Here is a 17,635-nt window from a genome sequence, read left to right on the forward strand (position 1 = left end):
ATCTTCGTCACCAACTTTATTCAATTACTTTAATCTCCACTCTTCTGTTAAGCGCCCTTCCTTCCGGAGTAATATTGGGAGCAATAGGCTGGTCAAAGCCATAACCCTCATAATCGATGCGCTCGGGAGCAATACCCTGTCCTTCGAGATAACGTTTCACCGAAAGCGCTCTCGACTTGGAAAGCCGCTTGTTCAGTGAAGCAGAACCTGTATTGTCTGTGTGTCCGGAGACCTCAATTTTAACAGATGGATTCTCTGAAAGCAACCTGGCCAGACGGTTCAATTCCGGATAAGATTCGGCTCTCAGCGTTGCTTTGCCACTGGTGAAGAGAATGTTTTCTGCCACAATTCGGGCACCCCGGGCCATCGGTTTCAACCCGATGTTGTTAATTTTCAGAGTAGTATCCGGATGGAACTGAAGCGGGAAATTGTTAAAGAAATATCCATCCGCATTAACTTCCACCAAATAGGGACCATCCTCATACACCGTTAAACTGTATTTTCCGGTGGTGGAATCGGCAAATGCCACCAGGAATGCATTCTCCTCTCCGGGCTCAAATACTGCCAGCTCAGCAGGAACCGCATCGTTGGTCTTTTCTTCCATCACTTTTCCCGACAAGGTATAAGCAATCACACTTTTCTCCAGTTCAATGTTTTTTTCCTCCGAATCACCCAATGTTTTTTTAAGTAATAGTTCAGAAGAGTAGAGGTGATAGTCTTTCGCTGAAACAATCATCCGAAGATCGAATTTATCTTCAAAAGTAATCTGAAAAGCACCTGTTTCTTTGTCAGAGAAAATCCGGTGAGTAACAGAGTCCTTATCCAAAGGACGGAAAGTAATTTCCGCCTGCACCGGTTGCTGGGTGTCCACATCGGTAATAACCCCGCTAAGTGCATAAGGATGCTTTAGTTTTTCCAACCGGAAATCAATAGTAAATGCGGCATCTCTTCGGGTAGCCTTAGGAACATTAGCCAGCGCCATTTTGTACCCCTCTGCGCCTGCCTGTAACACATAGTTACCGGTATCTTCAAGCGCTACTAAATAATCTCCGGTAAGTGAATCGGTCCATGAGGTAAGAACCTGCTCTCTTTTAAGTGTATCAATGAGTGCAACCTGAGCATAAAGTCCCTGTCCCGATTCCGCATCGGAAATGGTTCCTGCTAAAGAGAAAGGAACTCTTATGTCTTTACGGATTTTATACAAATCAAGGCCACCGTATCCTCCGGGTCGGGAAGAAGCAATGAGTGAAACCAGGGAATCGGATGCCGGAAAAAAGAAAAGATCATCAAACGGACTGTTAAAAGGCTGCCCCATATTTACCGGATGCATCCACTCACCATCTCTGTTTCGCTCCACCCTGTAGCTGTCAAAACCGCCAAAACCGGGATGTCCTTCAGATGAAAAATAAAGGATATTGCCATCCGGTGTCACATAAACGCCCTCTTCATTAAATGCGGTATTGATAACCGGCCCCATATTTCGGGGTTTGGAAAACCGTCGCGACCCTTTTCTCCGACATGTCCAGATATCCTTTCCTCCAATCCCGTCTCTCCTGTCGGAAACAAAGAAAACCACACCATCTTCTGTTTCCGTAAAAGAGGTTTCTTTAAAAACCTTATGATCAACCCTTTCACTGATGGGCTTTGGCTTACGAGCCCTTTTTCCGGAAATATCCGACAGCCCTATTTGTCCTCCACGTTTCTTTCCACGATATACATAAAGCGTTTCTCCATCAGGGGAGATACCGGCAACCCCGGAATTAAACCTTGAGTTCAGCTTACCATTTTCAACACCCTCGGAAACAACGCCATCAACATAGGAAGCCTCCAGAATTCTTTCCTCGAAAACGTCACGTCCCACAGGAACATCTGGCAGATAATCGGGACGACGGGTGACAAAGAAAATTCTTTCGTTTTTGCTGTCCTCAACTGCAGCATACTCATCATAATAGCTATTCACTGCAGGTCCCGGATTCAAAACAAAAGCCGGAACCGAATCGGTGGCATTGGCACCTCCGAACTCACAATCACTCAACAACTGATTCAAAAGGGGCCTGAACTGTTTTTGACCCCACGACGAAAGTGTATTGTTGTATTGCTCAAAAGCCTCCCGGGCACGGGAATATTCCATTCTGGCACGGTGCGCATATCCCAGCAGCAAATAGTAGTCCTCTGCAACCGAAGGTAAACTTTCAAGGAGAAAGCCGGCAGCCTCTTCCTGTTTGTCTCCTAAAAGAGCACTCACGCCCAACTTGTAATTCAGAGAAGCTACTTCAGGATTCTGTTTGTATAACTCATAAAACGCCCTGAAACTACCCTCATAATAACCGGAACCATAATACCGTTCACCCTGGCTGAGACGATCAAGATAATATTCCAAATCCGTTTCGGAAACATCCCCTAAAATCTGATTTACATCGGTTTTAGGATTTTCCTGCCCCATCAGAGGGTACCAGGCAGCATTTAAAAACAATAACAGTAAAAAAAGAATTCTCATAATTTAAAAGTTTGGTTAATTCTTCCGGGGAGAAACCAATTTCGCCTTCCCTTCTCCATTCAATCTTTTAAACGATTTTCCGCATAGAGATGGAAAGAAAAATATTAAAACTGTCTATTTTCCCCACAATTTTTACGGAAAAGTCATCAATTTGTTCTGTTTCCCTGAGACTTTTTATCACAGAGAACCGGCTGTTGGCGGATATTTCTTTGCCACCGGCGCGATCTTACGATAGACTAAAGGTCGGTGCCGGAATATAAAAAGGGCGCTACCGATACCGGTGCGCCCTTTGGTCCCGAATAATCGAAACTCATTTCATCGTTGTCTTCTGTCTCCGGCATGACTCAGCACAGTGCCGTTAAGAATTCCCTGGTATTCAGAATCACTTCCGATAACCTCTAAAGCTTTTTCCAACACTTTATCGTCCTGCAATGCGTATTTCACTGCTCCCTTGCGGTAATAATAGCGTTTAAGAATTTCATCGGCAAGAAGATCATCAACCTCATCGCGGAAATTCTCAAGATCCTCAGAAACACTGACATCAAGTTTCTTTTCGAGTGTCTCAAAAGCATCGGCATTTGCTTCGTAATACCCTTCTTTTTCCGCTGCTTCTTTCAACGTTTTGAAGCGTTCCCGACTTTCTGAGGTATATTTGAAACTGTCCAGAGCAGTAACATAATCGGTAAAATCACCATAAATCCCGTCGGTTACAGAAAACTCTTCAGGGGCAGGAACAGAACTGTTCTCGGCAACAAAACGGTTCACATAATCAAAAATGGTTTGCTGAGCCACCAATGCAAAAGTCATGTTGCTGTATTTGTCATAAGGCACCACTACATCAGGAGAAATGCCTCCTCCATCATAGACGGTACGTCCGTTTTGCGTGGTAAATTCAGTTATCAGTGAGTCGGGAACATACCCAACACTACCATCCTCATTCCGATGACTATAATCCAATGCCTGAATGCATCGTCCACTGGGAATGTAATATTTAGCTGTGGTAACCTTAAGCTTTGCATTATATGGCAGACTGCGGGTCGTTTGAACCAATCCTTTTCCGAAGGACCGATTTCCCACAATCACTCCTCTGTCGTGATCCTGAATGGCCCCCGCAACAATTTCGGAAGCGGATGCAGAGCCCCGGTTGATCATCACCACCAACGGAATAACCGTGTCCACGGCGGCCTTTGAAGTACGGTAGATTTTGTCCCACTGTTCAATTTTCCCTTTGGTACTCACCACTTCAGATCCTCTGGGGAGAAAAAGGTTTGCCAGTTTCACTGCTTCATCCAGGAGTCCGCCAGGGTTTCCTCGTAGGTCAAGGATAATTTTCTCGGCACCATGCTCTTCTTTCAGATCTTTTAGTGCTTTCTCCACGTTGCGGGAGCAATCCTGCGTAAAATTATCCAGAATTATGATGCCGGTTTTATCATCCACCATTCCGTAATAAGAAACGGGATCAATCTGAATTGCTTTTCTAACAATATTGATCTCCAAAGGATCATCCTGCCCGTAACGCTCTACGGTAACAGTCACGTCGGTATTGGCCGGTCCCTTAAGCTTATTGCTGACATCTTCGGTTCTTTTCCCTTTCATGTCCACCCCGTCAATAGACAAAATCTTATCTCCGGCTTTCAGGCCTGCTTTATCAGCAGGAAAACCTTTGTAAGGTTCGGAGATGTAAACATAATCCTCACGTCCGGTAATCAAAGCTCCGACTCCGGCATATTCCCCGGTGGTCATAAAATTAAAATCATCCATCTCCGATTCCGGAATGTAGGTCGTATAGGGATCCAGTGATTCCAGCATGGCACCAATTCCTGTTTCAACAAGTTCCTCCGGATTGGTTTCCTCCACATAATAGGTATTCAGCTCCCTAAAGAGGGAATAAAAAATATCGAGGTTTTTAACGATGGAAAAGTTCCGCTCCTCATTTCCGGCAGTGACAAAGCCCAGTGAAATAATCAGGCCAATGGCCACCGCTCCGGTCCATCCAATCCATTTTCTTCCGCTAATTTTCTTCATTATCTGATCTCTTTAATCTGTATATTTAATTTTACTATTTCTCAGAAACCATGCCATTTTACCAACTTCTTCGTTTCACGGCTTAATCTTTATTAATGATGTCTGCCCGATACCTCCATAAAAGTGCCAATGCAAACAGGACAACCAAAATACCGCCAATAACAGCCAGCCTTTTAGCTGTATTTACCGATGCCGGCTCGAAACGAAACTCAATGGTATGTTCTCCGTCCGGGATCATCAAAGCTCTCAAAAGATAATTCACCCTTTTGATCTCTACCTCATTGCCATCCACAAAAGCTTTCCACCCGGCAGGATAATAGATGTCGCTGAAAACAGCCAGCTTTTCACCGTTTACCCGGGCCCCGAAAATCAAATGATCAGGGGCGTATGACGTTAGTTCTATGGTGCTTCCAGCCTCTAAGTTTTGATACGAGCCCCAATCGGCAACCCGGTCCTGACGGATGATGGCCGTTTTGGTAAGATCCACATTTTTCAGGGATGCAAGTTCCTCCTCTGCCGAGGCCACTGTTTCAATATTGCTTACAAACCAGGCATTCCCATAGACAAAAGGATTCTCTAGCGGGGCCTGCCCGGGATGATAAATGATGTATTTGGTATTCAACATATTGAGAACAGGCATTTGCTCCAGCATTTGTTTGGCATTTTCCGGAGAGCCGCCGTTCCTGAAATGCATCATCAGCGTCTGCCAGTTGTTTTGCAGGTAAAAGTCAATAACATCCTGATATACCCGCAGCTTGGCACCGTGATAACCCCCGATGGAGTTATGGAAATAAGAGGTATTTACCTCGTTAAAAGGATTTCTGTAGATACTGAATACGCGATAATATGGATCCTCATCCTCCAATATCATTTTATCTGCTTTGGACTTCTCAAACTGTCCGGAAATCTGACGGGGGGAAACAAAGTCATCATTACTGAGATAACGTTTATCCACTGCCCACATATCTATAACAACCAGTAGTGCCAGTCCCGGCAAAAGGTATTTTTTGGACAGGCGGTTGGTTCCATAAAGCCATAAGGATGCGCTTCCCAGAAGGATAAAAAAGAAAGAACGGATGGCGTCTGCCTGCAACAGTCCGGCACGAGCCTGCTGCATATTCAGAATCACCTGATCAATGACCCCGGCCTGGTCCGGCATCTGTTGTTTCTGACGCATCAGTGCATTCAACTCCTCCCGGCTCATAAAATCAAAGAACAGATTCGGGAACAAATAGATCAGAAGAGCGATTCCCCCGGTCAGCCCGAATGCAGCCAGAAATTTGCCGCTTTGATCCCGAATCAGGGCAGGATTATCCACCACCTTTTTCAGTCCCAGCATGGCAAGCAGTGGGATGGTAATGGTCGCAATAATCAACGCCATTTCAACAGTCCGGAACTTATTGTACAGCGGAAATACATCAAACATAAAATAATTGAACCACTCCAGATTCTTTCCCCAGGCAAGTAATACGGAAAGAACCGTTGCACCCACCAGCCACCATTTCTCAGGTCCTTTGTAAAAAAACAAAGCCAAAACGAACAAGAAGAATATGAGGGCACCCACATAAACAGGGCCTGACGTGAAGGGTTTACTTCCCCAATATTGCGATTGTCCGCCAACAATTTCCCTCAGCCGGGGATCCACATCTTTCATTGCCCGGGGACTCTGGGAAAGAGGCTCTGATGCACCACCCATCAGGTTTGGAATCATCAGGGTCAGCGTTTCCGCCTTTCCGTAACTCCAGGAAAAAGCATAATCCCGGTCAAGGCCGGAATCAGTCTCCCCTTCTTTCGAAGTGGATTCCAGCTCCGAAGGGCCCCTTATACTGAAAGTACCGTACTCATAAGTTGGCAACAGATGCGTAAGATTAGGCAAAACAGCAAGAACAGCTGCCAAAACCAATAATGCGGCACGTTTCCCAAAATCACGGATGGTTCCGTCGAGCAAAGCTTTAACAAACCGTGCAACCATCAGCACCAATACAATCAGAAACAGATAATAAGTAATCTGAATATGATTGTAAGCCACCTGAACCCCCAGTGCAACGGTAGTAAAAAAGGCACCAACCAACGGTTTTCGGTTCAACGTATAGAGAATACCGGCAATAACAGGGGCTGACAGAGCAATGGCATAAGCCTTGGTAATATGTCCGGCAATAATGATGATGATATTGTAAGACCCGAATGCAAAGGCCAGTGCTCCGACCAAAGAAAGCCACCGTCCCATTTTCATGCTTCGTAACAAAACATAGAATCCAAACAGATAAAGGAACAGGATAGCCACAGTATGGAAAGGGAGTCCAAATCGAAGCACCTTGTTTAAATTGTAGAAAAGATTGGATGATGAATCGCCTTTAATCTGGTAAGCCGGCATCCCTCCAAACATAGAATTGGCCCAATATGAATGATCACCTGTTTCGGCTTCAAATTCATTCAGCTCCTGAGCGGCTCCTATGGCATGGGTATTATCCATCTGAGGCAGCTCCTGCCCCTTAAAAACCGGGTTGAAATATAAAAAACTGAGCCCTGCAAAAAGGGCCATTACACCAATAAAATAAAGTACTGACTTCAGGTTGTGACGATCCATTGTAAAAACTCTTTTGCGATTTTAAGACCAGAAAGATACATAAAGTTTGCGAAGCGACCTTTTTGTGCCGAGTGAAACTTTAATTTCAATTTAACGTAAAGAGAACCAGTTTTACTAACCCTGATTCCCATGTATATTGTATTAATCCAGTTCAGACGTTCCGACGAACAAGTCAATTACCACAAAAAAGCACACCTCTCGTTTCTAAAAGAGCAGGTGGAAGCGGGTAATTTCATCATTTCAGGAAACCGAACTCCCAACACAGGCGAAGTAATTCTTTCCTGCCTTCCGGATATGGAAACTCTTTATGAAATCCTACAGGAAGATCCATTCTATAAAAACAGAATCGGCCAGTACGAAATCATCGAATTTGACCCCGAAATAAAATGCCGGGAAATAACAAACTTTATAGAGGAACGCGAGGAGAACCCCTGAACAGGCCACACCTGGCTCAATTCAGCATAAATTAGAAGAAGATTTTTCGAATTTCACTTCCTGATACTTGAGCATCTCATGTCGAAAACACATAAATTATTGGGGTTAAAAATCCTCACAATGCCGTATGCGAAACCTGGTATATCCGTAAACCGGAACATCAAATATCTGAAACGTACTGACCACCGCTTGAGGAGGACCCATTCTACACTTTTCCAAAAACTTATCCAGCATTTCTGATGTCCCTTCAGCATCTACCTCCACATTACCACCGGGCATGTTTTTTACATATCCGTTGATTTGATACCGGTGGGCATTTTCCTGCACAAAATAACGAAATCCCACTCCCTGAACTCTTCCTCCGATTATCAACCTTACTCTCTTCATGGGTACTAACATTTAAGACATTGACCGAGCCTGGGTTATTAACTTCCTCGAACCTCTTTTACAAATTCTGTTTTGCGATGAATAGTCCGTCAAACTTTTTTTCAAATCACTGGAAATTAAACTCTTAAGATTCAAGGAATGTTTTGATAAATTCAGAATTTCAATGTTACACGATTTTTCTAACTTCTAAAAATCAAACCATCTCTTGAATGTTCAATTTCCTATTAATACAGGCATCCTCAATAAAAAGATTACCCTTTCCGGGGCTTACAATCTCTCTTCCTGAAAATCACTTCTTAAAAACAATCCAAGCTTGTAGAAATCAAACATCCACAAGGCCACTATCCCTCTGGTCAATAAAAATTCAATTATTGGTTTAAAAAGGAAAAAGAGCCCTGAAAATACAAACCTCCAGTATTTGATTCTTTTATAGAATTGCAACAAACCAATGTCTCCGGTAAAACCGGGATGATAATCGACATAGCCCAATATAACACTCAAATTCTTAATGCTTAAGACACTCTTACGAAGATATTCGCTGTTAATTTCAAGTTCCCCGTTCAATACAGGGTTATCTATATGGTTGATTTGTATCCCGTTCTCTTTCAGAACAAATCCCAGCAGGGTATCTTCATGTCCGTATTGCGTAATCCGCCCATCAAAAGGAAATTTAGCCAGCACATCCCGACGAATCAGAAAATTATTGGACATAAACGACCGGTTCGATTCCTTTTGACGTTCTTCAAAGGTTCGGCTCTCCCGGTAAACACCGTATTTCCACCGCAGTAAATAATCCCTTGCCGGCCTCTCTTTATCGTAAACCCTGCCTCCACAAACTACTTTCACGTCGTCAGAATACACCGATTCAGCATAATTCATCAGAAAGTCATCTCTGATAATCAGGGAATCACAATCCAAAAATAACATCCAGGGAAACCGGGCATATTCCAAAAAGAGATTCCTGACACTTGCTCTGCCCACATTTTCAGGCAACTCCACATAAACCCGCTGATTACAAATGGAACGGTTGATTTTTCTGAACTCCTCATCCGATCCATCGTCAATCAAAACAATTTCGCACGGAAAGTTTACCTCAGCTGCCTGTCGGACAAGCTTACTCACCAACTGGCGCACATCATAGTTGAATACCGGTATGCAAACAGATATCAAGAAAACAGATTTAAAAATTTTAATGCCCCGTTTTTCAGAAAGTAAGAATGCAACCACCTGAAAATCGGGCATTATCTCTTGTGTAATCCGCACTCCTTACTTTCGGGATTTTCCCACCACCAGCGGCCGGCACGAACATCTTCCCAGGACTCAATAGCGCGGGTACAAGGCAGACAGCCAATACTGGGATACCCCTTGTCGTGAAGCGGATTGTAAGGAACCTTATGCTCTTTAATATAGTACCAAACATCACTCTCCGACCATGCTGCCAGTGGATTAAATTTTAACAGTCCGTTGTTATCGTCCCACTCCACCACATGAATGTTCTGGCGGGTAATGGCCTGACCGGCACGCAATCCGCAAATCCAGGCATCCAGCGTACTAAACATTCTTTTCAGCGGTTCAATCTTACGAATTCCACAACACAGCTTTCTGTTTTCAACACTGTCATAAAACAGGTTAATCCCCTTGCTGTTGACCATCTCTTCCACTTGCTTATAATCGGGAAACATTACCTCTATTCTGGTATTGTACTTCTTATTGGTTCGGTCAATCAAGTCATATGTTTCCGGGAACAGGCGTCCGGTATCAAGAGTGAAGATCCGGGCATCAGGCTTAATCTTAAGCACCATATCCGTCAACACCTGATCTTCGGCTCCCATACTTGATGAAAGAGCAACCTTGTTACCATATTCATTCAGAATCCACGTAAGAAGCTCCGTGGGGTCTTTACTGGTAAATTTTTCGTTTAATTCTGCTATTTGCTTTTGATCCATTGAATTGTTTTTTTGCAAATTTAAGGATTCCCTCCGGAAAAATTACTTTCCTCCGAAACAAACCCCCATATAACGGGCTTTTTGCACCAGTCCGCTATCCGGTTCCACCAGTCTTAACCGCCCGCCTACCTCATCGAGGGGCACACTAACAATGTCATTTCCTCTTGCGGCCACCATTACCCCATAGTTTTCCTGATGAATCATCTGAGCAGCATAAGTTCCATAACGGGTGGCCAGAATACGATCGGCCGGGGTTGGACTTCCGCCCCGCTGAATATAGCCAAGAACGGTCTCTCTGGTCTCCAAGCCGGTCATTTTCCGTATTTTTTTTGAGATATAGGCCCCTGCATTTTTCTTTTTACCAGATTTAATTCCCTCTGCCACGACAACAATAGAATAAGGTTTTTTCTTTTGGTTACGTTCTATCAGACAATTTGCCACCACATCCATGTCGTAATCCAGTTCGGGAAGCAAAATCACATCTCCTCCCCCGGCAATACCTGAATGCAATGCAATCCAACCGGCATGATGGCCCATAACCTCAATGACCATCACTCTTTTATGAGAGTTGGCCGTTGTGTGCAGACGGTCAATGGCCTCGGTTGCAATGGTCAATGCGGTATCAAACCCAAATGTGACATCTGTACCCCATACATCATTGTCAATCGTTTTTGGAATTCCCACAATATTCAGCCCTTCCTTGTACAAAAGGTTGGCTGTTTCCTGGGTTCCGTTTCCTCCGATACAAACCAGGGCATCCAGCCCGAGTTCCTTATAGTTTTGCTTTATCAGCTGAGGCTTATCAGACACAATATCACCTTCTTGTTGCTTAAAAGGTTTCATCCTTGAAGTTCCCAGAATAGTTCCACCCAAAGTTAAAATACCTGAAAGCAGCTGCTCATTAAGAGGAATCACATCTTTCTCAAGCAGACCGGTAAATCCGTTGGCAATGCCAACGACCTCCATTCCGTACTCAACAATAGCAGTTTTACCAATGCCTCTTATGGTTGCATTAATTCCCGGACAATCGCCTCCTGCGGAAAGGATTCCGATTTTCATTTTTTTATTCCCCATGACCATTTCGTTTTTAAACGGTTATTGCCGATTGAAAATCCGGCTGAACTTTTTGATTGTTTTTTGGGTCAGGCATGAAATACCAACAATGGTACGTCGGTATAAAACAGAATACGCCGGGTAATTTCCGGAGTAAACAAACGAGCAATCATATTTCGCTTTCGACGCGTCATTGCAATTAGATCAATATTATTTTCCGTTACATACTTTTCCAATGAATCCATAAACTGCTCACTTTGTTCAAAATTGCTTTTAATCTTATGGTTCCTGTATGTTGCATCGCAATAATCCCGAAATTTCTCCATTCTTCTTATTTCAGTATTATCCGGCTGATGTGCCTGAAACCGAACGGCATTTATCCGGGTCTGAAAAGGAGTGATGAGCCGAATCAGTTTATGTACTGAAATATAATCAGCATCCCCGAAGTCGGTAATAAACAACACCCTGCTCAATTTTTCCAAATCAACGGTGGAGGTAGCAGGAACAGCCAGTACAGGTACAGAAGCTCTTCTCATCACATCGCTTGTAACGCTTCCCAGAAGCTCTTTAATGGTTTCCCCCTTGCTTTTGGTCCCCATAATTATGACATCCGGATCCATATCTTTGCTGACCTTTAAAATAACTTCTTCGGCATATCCGAACTCAAACCGGTTTTCCAACTCAATGTTCTTATCCTGAAGAGAGGTCATCTTATTAATGGCACTTTGACAAAGGTCCGCAAGGCGGTCGCGGGCATCCTGTTCTCTTTTTTGAATATCTTCTTCACTGTTGGGAGGCATGGCATTCATCCCCTCCTCTATGTCTTCATATTCCGAAAAACTATGCAACAGCGTAACGGTGGATGGGAACTTACCGGCCAGCGTCAGCGCATAGGTCAATGCATTTATGGAATGATCGGTAAAGGTTACCGGAACAAGGATTTTTATCATAGCAGTTCTGTTATAGCAAAAGCTTGGTTCAGGTTCAAAAGTTACGAAAAAAATGGATAAAAAAAACCCGCATCCACCATTCCGGGATACGGGTCAAACGTTTTTTTATCGCAGATTATATGATCAGCATGGCATCTCCGTAGGTGCCAAAACGATATTTCTCCTTAACTGCTGTTTTGTAGGCCTTCATTATCAGATCGTATCCTCCGAAAGCAGCCACCATCATCAGCAAAGTGGAATATGGCAGATGGAAGTTGGAAACCATGGAATCGGCCACGCTGAATTCGTAAGGCGGGAAAATAAACTTATTGGTCCATCCCTCAAACTGATTCACATGCCCGTTGGTGGAGACAGAACTTTCGATGGTTCTCATCACTGTAGTGCCTACCGCACATATCCGACGACGCTCATCCTGTGCCTTATTAATCATTTCGGCCGAATTTTCGGGAATAATGATTTGCTCTGAATCCATTTTGTGTTTGGTCAGATCCTCCACATCAACCGATCGAAAACTTCCCAGCCCCACATGAAGTGTAACGTAAGAAAAATCAACTCCTTTAATTTCGAAACGCTTCAGCAATTCACGGCTAAAGTGCATTCCTGCGGTGGGTGCAGCCACTGCCCCCTCGTGCTTGGCAAAAATAGTCTGGTAACGCTCCTGATCCTCCGGTTCAACTTTTCTGTTGATGAATTTGGGCAGCGGAGTTTCGCCCAGACTGTATAAAGTTTCCTTAAACTCCTCGTGCGATCCGTCAAAAAGGAAACGAAGCGTACGTCCACGGGAAGTAGTATTGTCAATCACCTCGGCTACCAGGGAATCATTATCGCCAAAATAAAGTTTGTTTCCGATACGGATTTTACGTGCCGGATCTACCAACACATCCCACAAACGTTGCTCCTTGTTCAGTTCCCGAAGCAAAAACACTTCAATTTCAGCACCGGTTTTCTCTTTATTACCATACAATCGCGCAGGAAAAACTTTGGTATTGTTGAATACCATGACATCTTTCTCATCAAAGTAATCAATGATGTCTTTAAACACTTTGTGTTCAATTTTCCCGGTATCTTTATGCACTACCATCAAACGCGACTCATCACGATTGGGCGCGGGATGCAATGCGATTAGTTCTTCGGGCAATTTGTATTTGAATTTTGACAACTTCATAATTCCCTTTGTGATTTTGTATGATTAATTACTCTGTTTTTTAACGCAAAAATAAGCCTATCTTATACGCAAGAATTGACGGTTTGTTTCAAATAACTTGTTGAAAATTTTTCAACAATCCTACCTCACATTAACACCAATCAACCCCTGGTTGTTCCACTTTTCTTTCAGCTTGTCAAACGCTTCATCGAAAGACTGGACAGACCAGGCATTTTCAACCCGGGCAATCCCAATCTCAGTTCTTCTAAGTCCGGTCAGGTAAGCACCAGATTTCAGTTCCAGCCCTAAATCCCTTGCAAACGAACGGATATAGGTTCCTTTACTGCAACGAATCTGCACCAGAGCCTCATTGTTGTCAAAACCCAATAGTTTTAACTGATGAAACACGACCTTCCGTGATTTTATTTCAAACTCCTCTCCTTTTCTGGCCATCTGATACGCTCGTTTCCCGTCCACTTTGACAGCAGAAAATTGCGGTGGCACCTGATCCTGCTCTCCCAAAAAACGATCTAACGCATTTGCAACCGCATCACCGGTCAGATGTTCAACCGGGAACTCCTGATCAACCGGAGTTTCCATATCAAACGAAGGAGTGGTAGCTCCGAATTTGATTTTGGCCACATAGGTTTTATCATGTCCCATCAGCCGGTCTATCTGCTTGGTTGCTCTTCCGGTACAGACAATCACCAAACCTGAAGCAAGCGGATCCAAGGTGCCGGCATGTCCTACTTTCAGCTTCTTAAGCTTTAAGCCATGCTGAAGGCGCGATCTTATTTTTTTCACCACATCAAACGATGTCCATTCCAACGGTTTATCCACCAACAAAATCAACCCCTCTGAAAAGCAAGCCGGATGATCTAAAACAGAGAGATCGGTACAAAATTCATTCAACTCCATTATTCCTTAAAATAAACATCGATAAAGTGCAAGTTACCACACAAAACCACCTATGGCAAGAGCCCCTACTATTGCGCAATAAAGTGCAAAATAGATCAGTTTTCCACGCTTCACAATCTCAATCATCCACTGACAAGCGAGCAATCCGCTGATAAAGGCAGCCACAAAGCCGGTCAGCATCACCAGAGCCCCGATTTCATTGCTTGTAGCCACCTGCGGAACATCAGTCTTCAACAAATCTAAGGTATTCTCACCAATGATTGGTACCAAAACCATTAAAAATGAAAACCGCGCAACTTCTGTCCGCTTGTTTCCTATGATTAATCCGGTAGCAATGGTAGCTCCCGACCTTGATATCCCAGGAAGCACAGCAAATGTCTGAGCAATCCCGATAAGTAAGGCATCCCGGAAAGTAATATCCCTATCGCCAGATTTTTTGTAATACGAAAATGCCAGAAAAGAAGCAGTAATAAGTAACATCAGACCTACCAACAGCAGCATGCTTCCGGTATTGAAAATCTCTTCCACATAATCTTTAAAAAACAGCCCCACAATAGCAATGGGAATCATTGAAAAGGCAATCTTTGCGATATACCGGGTCTCCTCATTCCATTGAAACTTAAAAAGTCCGGCAAATAACTGAACAATGTCTTTGCGAAAAACCACCAGCGTACTCAGCACTGTAGCTCCGTGAACCACCACCGTAAATCGAAGACTATCCGGAGTCTCAATCCCCAGAAGATGTTTACCTATTTCAAGATGTCCGCTGCTGCTTACGGGCAGGAACTCTGTAAGACCCTGAACAATGCCCAGGATTAACGCTTCTAACCAATCCATTTTATACCTAAATTACAATAATCAGCCGGCCGTTACACCAAAAATGCCTGCCAATAAATACGACAGACATTAACTTATCCAATTAGCCGGTAAATATGTGAAAACCCTAATTCTTTTTTTCCATCTCTTTGGTGTCCACAGGCTTTTTCATGATGGCATAAATGGCAAATAAAAATCCAAATAACACAACCAGCGGCGCAAGCGTTATTCTTCGAAAACTATACACCTCTTCATTAAAAACTTCCGGATTCTCACTACCTCCGCCCATCATCAACAAAAAACCAACGATCACAATCACAAATGCGATGGCCAGTAACAGATAATTCTGTTTCTCAAGGGCCATTTCAAATTTCTTTTCTGTCTCCTTTTTCGACATAGCTTTTATTTTTTATGCACTGTTGCTTCATTGTTTCATCTCCGGGAATAGCACCCGGTCAGATCTACTGCTTAAAAATACAAATCATCCGCTTTCAGGCGAAGGTATTTGTTCACTGCAAAGAATGTAGAGATAAGCGTTATCAACATTCCCAAAAGAATTACCAGTCCAAACAGAACCCCGATTAAAAAGAGGTTATCGAAACCGATCATACCCTGCAACTCTTTGTTCATCCCGTAAATAAGTGTTGAAAGTAAAAGAATGGCAATGGTTGCCCCGGCCAAACCATTGAGGATGCCGGTAGCCAAAAAAGGTTTTCGAATAAATCCCCGGGTTGCCCCTACCAATTGCATGGTCTTTATTAAAAATCGGCGTGAATAGACAGACAACCGAATGGTGTTATTGATCAACGCAATGGCGATAACCAACAAAAGGATGGAAAAACCCGCAAGAACAATGGTAATCTTCTCGATGTTATCATTCACCGCATGAAGCAGATTTTTTTGATAATATACCTCCTGAACCTGGGGAAAGTTAAGCACCTGGTTTTCTATAACCGCCATGCTGTCAGGATTGGCATACTCTGCATACACTTTAACTTCAATGCTTGAAAGCAATGGATTGTATCCGAGAAAATCCACAAAATCCTCTCCCAGCTCCTCCTGCATAATGGCAGCAGCCTCATCCTTGCTTACATAAGCGGCTTCCCGAACATAGGGCGAGGCATTAAGGATTTTTTGAAGTCGCTGAACTTCTGCCTCACGGGAATTGTCATCCACCAGCACAGTAAAACCCAGATTCTCTTTTACATAGTTGGATAACCGATGTGCGTTGAGAAACAAAAGACCGATAATTCCCAACAAAAACAACACCAGTGAAATACTAATCACGGTGGTTACGTAGGAACTTCTGAGTTTTCTTTTTGCTGCAGTATTGCTCATGAATGTTGCACATTTTTCCTGATACGCTGGAGCCGTTCCGAAAAATAAATATTTTGTCAAACTCAAAGCGAACAAATTTTTAATCCGGATTTATCGTTTGATAATAAGGATTCAAAAATCCGCGCAAACTGGAGGTTGACGAAAATAGACATTTCGGAGATGCCCTAATTAAGTTGCAAATATAAAAGAATTTAGTGCTATCCCATTAAAATAGTTGCCCTGATTTGGAAGTCTCATGAAAAAAGATTAATAGTTATGCAATAGATTAATATCATACTTGCCTGCCTATCTATGTTTTAAAAAACTTCACTTAAATCTTAAAATGCAAAACCTCTAAATGTAAAGACAGGACTAAATAGAGTCTGTCTATAAACCAAGCCAATTCTGTTTTAAGAGCTGTTTCTGGTCAGAAAGTGCCAATTGCCAGGCTTGCGAAGCCGCAAAAAACGGAGTTTACTTATCGTAAATGAGTATTTTGGCGGCAAGCGTAACGACGCAAGTGGTACTTTATGGACAGAAACTAAAAAACCTGAAAAAGGTTAAATTCAATGACATTTTGGAGTGAATCCGTTAACTTTGGATTCCACAAAAGAAAAAGTCATGTACAAGTTTATTTTCGGACCGGTTCCATCCAGACGCCTCGGAATGTCATTGGGGGTAGATCTGGTACCGCGCAAAGTTTGTTCTCTGGACTGTGTCTATTGCGAGGTAGGCACCACCACCAAGCTTACCACGCAAAGAATGGAATACGTTCCTTATGAAAAGGTGGTCAACGAACTGTCAGATTATCTCAAGAACAACCCGGCTCCTGATTTCATCACATTTTCGGGATATGGAGAGCCATTGCTCAACTCCCGGATTGGTGATGTATTAACCTTTATCAAGACGCATTACCCCGACATTAAGGTAGCGATCCTGACCAACGGAACGTTACTGTCAGACAAAAATATTCGTCAGGAGATCCTTCAGGCCGATGTAGTCCTTCCATCTATTGATGCTGCCTCAGATAAGGTTTTCAAAAAACTGAACCGGCCAGAAAAGCACCTCAAGGTTGATCAGCACATCCGAGGCCTTATTGATTTCCGAAATGAGTTCAAGGGTGAAATTTGGCTGGAAGTTTTTGTTCTTCCCGGATACAACGATACCAATGATGAAATTTGTCAGCTGAAAAAAGCCATTCATCAAATCAATCCTTCAGTGGTACAATTAAACACGCTCGACAGGCCTGGAGCTATTCCCGGACTTCATCCGGCAAGCAAGGAAGAGCTGGAGGATATTAAAACTAAACTGGATTTCGAAAACACCATCATTGTGGCTGCAGCAAAATCCCGAAAGGAAACCACCGCATACCGCAACGATAAAGAGTCCGCCATTCTGGAAACCATCGCTCGTCGTCCCTGCACCGTTCATGATCTGAGAGATATCATGGGGCTTCACATCAACGAAATCAACAAATACCTGGATGTTCTGGAAGCTGAAGGAAAAGTAACCACTGACTTTGGTGAAAGGGGATTGTTTTACAGAATCAAATAATTAAGA

15 protein-coding genes are annotated in these 17,635 nt (G+C 43.4%); 2 read left to right on the top strand and 13 right to left on the bottom strand.

The window, feature by feature from the left end:
- Nucleotides 1–16: 16 nt before the first annotated feature.
- The 3 genes from BY457_RS03205 to BY457_RS03215 form a co-directional block, all read right to left on the bottom strand.
- Nucleotides 17–2,497 carry an OmpA family protein gene (locus BY457_RS03205; RefSeq protein WP_106151878.1) on the bottom strand — a complete coding sequence of 827 codons (2,481 nt, stop codon included), beginning with the start codon at nucleotides 2,495–2,497 and terminating at the stop codon, nucleotides 17–19.
- A gap of 315 nt (nucleotides 2,498–2,812) precedes the next feature.
- Nucleotides 2,813–4,522 (bottom strand): S41 family peptidase, encoded by a 1,710-nt coding sequence (locus BY457_RS03210; protein WP_106151879.1) that lies wholly within the window; start codon nucleotides 4,520–4,522, stop codon nucleotides 2,813–2,815.
- A gap of 82 nt (nucleotides 4,523–4,604) precedes the next feature.
- On the bottom strand, nucleotides 4,605–7,109 hold the full coding sequence (locus BY457_RS03215) for a hypothetical protein (RefSeq protein ID WP_106151880.1): 2,505 nt from the start codon (nucleotides 7,107–7,109) through the stop codon (nucleotides 4,605–4,607).
- Between the two features lie 129 nt (nucleotides 7,110–7,238).
- Between BY457_RS03215 and BY457_RS03220 the strand changes: the two genes are divergently transcribed.
- Nucleotides 7,239–7,544, top strand: coding sequence for a YciI family protein (locus tag BY457_RS03220; RefSeq protein ID WP_106151881.1), 306 nt, complete (start codon nucleotides 7,239–7,241; stop codon nucleotides 7,542–7,544).
- A 105-nt stretch (nucleotides 7,545–7,649) separates the two neighbouring features.
- On the opposite strand, the gene BY457_RS03225 is transcribed toward BY457_RS03220, so the two are convergent.
- The 10 genes from BY457_RS03225 to BY457_RS03270 all read right to left on the bottom strand — a co-directional run bounded on the left by BY457_RS03225 (nucleotide 7,650) and on the right by BY457_RS03270 (nucleotide 16,096).
- A complete protein-coding gene (locus tag BY457_RS03225; RefSeq protein WP_106151882.1) occupies nucleotides 7,650–7,931 on the bottom strand; it encodes an acylphosphatase in 282 nt (93 codons plus the stop codon).
- 267 nt (nucleotides 7,932–8,198) lie between these two features.
- Nucleotides 8,199–9,101 carry a glycosyltransferase family 2 protein gene (locus tag BY457_RS03230; RefSeq protein ID WP_181256327.1) on the bottom strand — a complete coding sequence of 301 codons (903 nt, stop codon included), beginning with the start codon at nucleotides 9,099–9,101 and terminating at the stop codon, nucleotides 8,199–8,201.
- Nucleotides 9,102–9,172: 71 nt separating this feature from the next.
- Nucleotides 9,173–9,877: a phosphoadenylyl-sulfate reductase gene (locus tag BY457_RS03235; RefSeq protein ID WP_106151884.1), complete on the bottom strand. Its 705-nt coding sequence runs from the start codon at nucleotides 9,875–9,877 to the stop codon at nucleotides 9,173–9,175.
- A gap of 42 nt (nucleotides 9,878–9,919) precedes the next feature.
- Nucleotides 9,920–10,951 (bottom strand): ATP-dependent 6-phosphofructokinase, encoded by a 1,032-nt coding sequence (locus tag BY457_RS03240; RefSeq protein WP_258176549.1) that lies wholly within the window; start codon nucleotides 10,949–10,951, stop codon nucleotides 9,920–9,922.
- Nucleotides 10,952–11,019: 68 nt separating this feature from the next.
- Complete coding sequence (locus tag BY457_RS03245; RefSeq protein WP_106151885.1) at nucleotides 11,020–11,880, bottom strand: universal stress protein; 861 nt, start codon at nucleotides 11,878–11,880, stop codon at nucleotides 11,020–11,022.
- Nucleotides 11,881–11,995: 115 nt separating this feature from the next.
- A complete protein-coding gene (gene queA / locus BY457_RS03250) occupies nucleotides 11,996–13,045 on the bottom strand; it encodes a tRNA preQ1(34) S-adenosylmethionine ribosyltransferase-isomerase QueA (protein WP_106151886.1) in 1,050 nt (349 codons plus the stop codon).
- Nucleotides 13,046–13,165: 120 nt separating this feature from the next.
- Nucleotides 13,166–13,942, bottom strand: coding sequence for a tRNA pseudouridine(55) synthase TruB (gene truB / locus BY457_RS03255; RefSeq protein WP_106151887.1), 777 nt, complete (start codon nucleotides 13,940–13,942; stop codon nucleotides 13,166–13,168).
- Nucleotides 13,943–13,975: 33 nt separating this feature from the next.
- On the bottom strand, nucleotides 13,976–14,779 hold the full coding sequence (locus BY457_RS03260) for an undecaprenyl-diphosphate phosphatase (protein WP_106151888.1): 804 nt from the start codon (nucleotides 14,777–14,779) through the stop codon (nucleotides 13,976–13,978).
- Between the two features lie 106 nt (nucleotides 14,780–14,885).
- Nucleotides 14,886–15,155, bottom strand: coding sequence for a DUF3098 domain-containing protein (locus BY457_RS03265; RefSeq protein WP_106151889.1), 270 nt, complete (start codon nucleotides 15,153–15,155; stop codon nucleotides 14,886–14,888).
- A gap of 71 nt (nucleotides 15,156–15,226) precedes the next feature.
- Entirely contained in the window at nucleotides 15,227–16,096 is an 870-nt protein-coding gene (locus BY457_RS03270; protein ID WP_106151890.1) for a cell division protein FtsX, read from the bottom strand.
- Between the two features lie 600 nt (nucleotides 16,097–16,696).
- Here BY457_RS03270 and BY457_RS03275 point away from each other — a divergent pair.
- Nucleotides 16,697–17,629, top strand: coding sequence for a radical SAM protein (locus BY457_RS03275; protein ID WP_106151891.1), 933 nt, complete (start codon nucleotides 16,697–16,699; stop codon nucleotides 17,627–17,629).
- Nucleotides 17,630–17,635: the final 6 nt, after the last annotated feature.

The organism is Marinilabilia salmonicolor (assembly GCF_003003035.1).
Taxonomy (GTDB): Bacteria; Bacteroidota; Bacteroidia; order Bacteroidales; family Marinilabiliaceae; genus Marinilabilia; species Marinilabilia salmonicolor_A.

Excerpts from the sequence above, each read along its gene's own strand:
- queA (WP_106151886.1), bottom strand. The coding sequence starts at position 13,045 with ATGAAGTTGTCAAAATTCAAATACAAATTGCCCGAAGAACTAATCGCA.
- BY457_RS03240 (WP_258176549.1), bottom strand. The coding sequence starts at position 10,951 with ATGGGGAATAAAAAAATGAAAATCGGAATCCTTTCCGCAGGAGGCGAT.
- BY457_RS03225 (WP_106151882.1), bottom strand. The coding sequence starts at position 7,931 with ATGAAGAGAGTAAGGTTGATAATCGGAGGAAGAGTTCAGGGAGTGGGA.
- BY457_RS03270 (WP_106151890.1), bottom strand. The coding sequence starts at position 16,096 with ATGAGCAATACTGCAGCAAAAAGAAAACTCAGAAGTTCCTACGTAACC.
- BY457_RS03215 (WP_106151880.1), bottom strand. The coding sequence starts at position 7,109 with ATGGATCGTCACAACCTGAAGTCAGTACTTTATTTTATTGGTGTAATG.
- BY457_RS03220 (WP_106151881.1), top strand. The coding sequence starts at position 7,239 with ATGTATATTGTATTAATCCAGTTCAGACGTTCCGACGAACAAGTCAAT.
- BY457_RS03260 (WP_106151888.1), bottom strand. The coding sequence starts at position 14,779 with ATGGATTGGTTAGAAGCGTTAATCCTGGGCATTGTTCAGGGTCTTACA.
- BY457_RS03245 (WP_106151885.1), bottom strand. The coding sequence starts at position 11,880 with ATGATAAAAATCCTTGTTCCGGTAACCTTTACCGATCATTCCATAAAT.
- BY457_RS03235 (WP_106151884.1), bottom strand. The coding sequence starts at position 9,877 with ATGGATCAAAAGCAAATAGCAGAATTAAACGAAAAATTTACCAGTAAA.
- BY457_RS03275 (WP_106151891.1), top strand. The coding sequence starts at position 16,697 with ATGTACAAGTTTATTTTCGGACCGGTTCCATCCAGACGCCTCGGAATG.
- truB (WP_106151887.1), bottom strand. The coding sequence starts at position 13,942 with ATGGAGTTGAATGAATTTTGTACCGATCTCTCTGTTTTAGATCATCCG.
- BY457_RS03265 (WP_106151889.1), bottom strand. The coding sequence starts at position 15,155 with ATGTCGAAAAAGGAGACAGAAAAGAAATTTGAAATGGCCCTTGAGAAA.
- BY457_RS03205 (WP_106151878.1), bottom strand. The coding sequence starts at position 2,497 with ATGAGAATTCTTTTTTTACTGTTATTGTTTTTAAATGCTGCCTGGTAC.
- BY457_RS03210 (WP_106151879.1), bottom strand. The coding sequence starts at position 4,522 with ATGAAGAAAATTAGCGGAAGAAAATGGATTGGATGGACCGGAGCGGTG.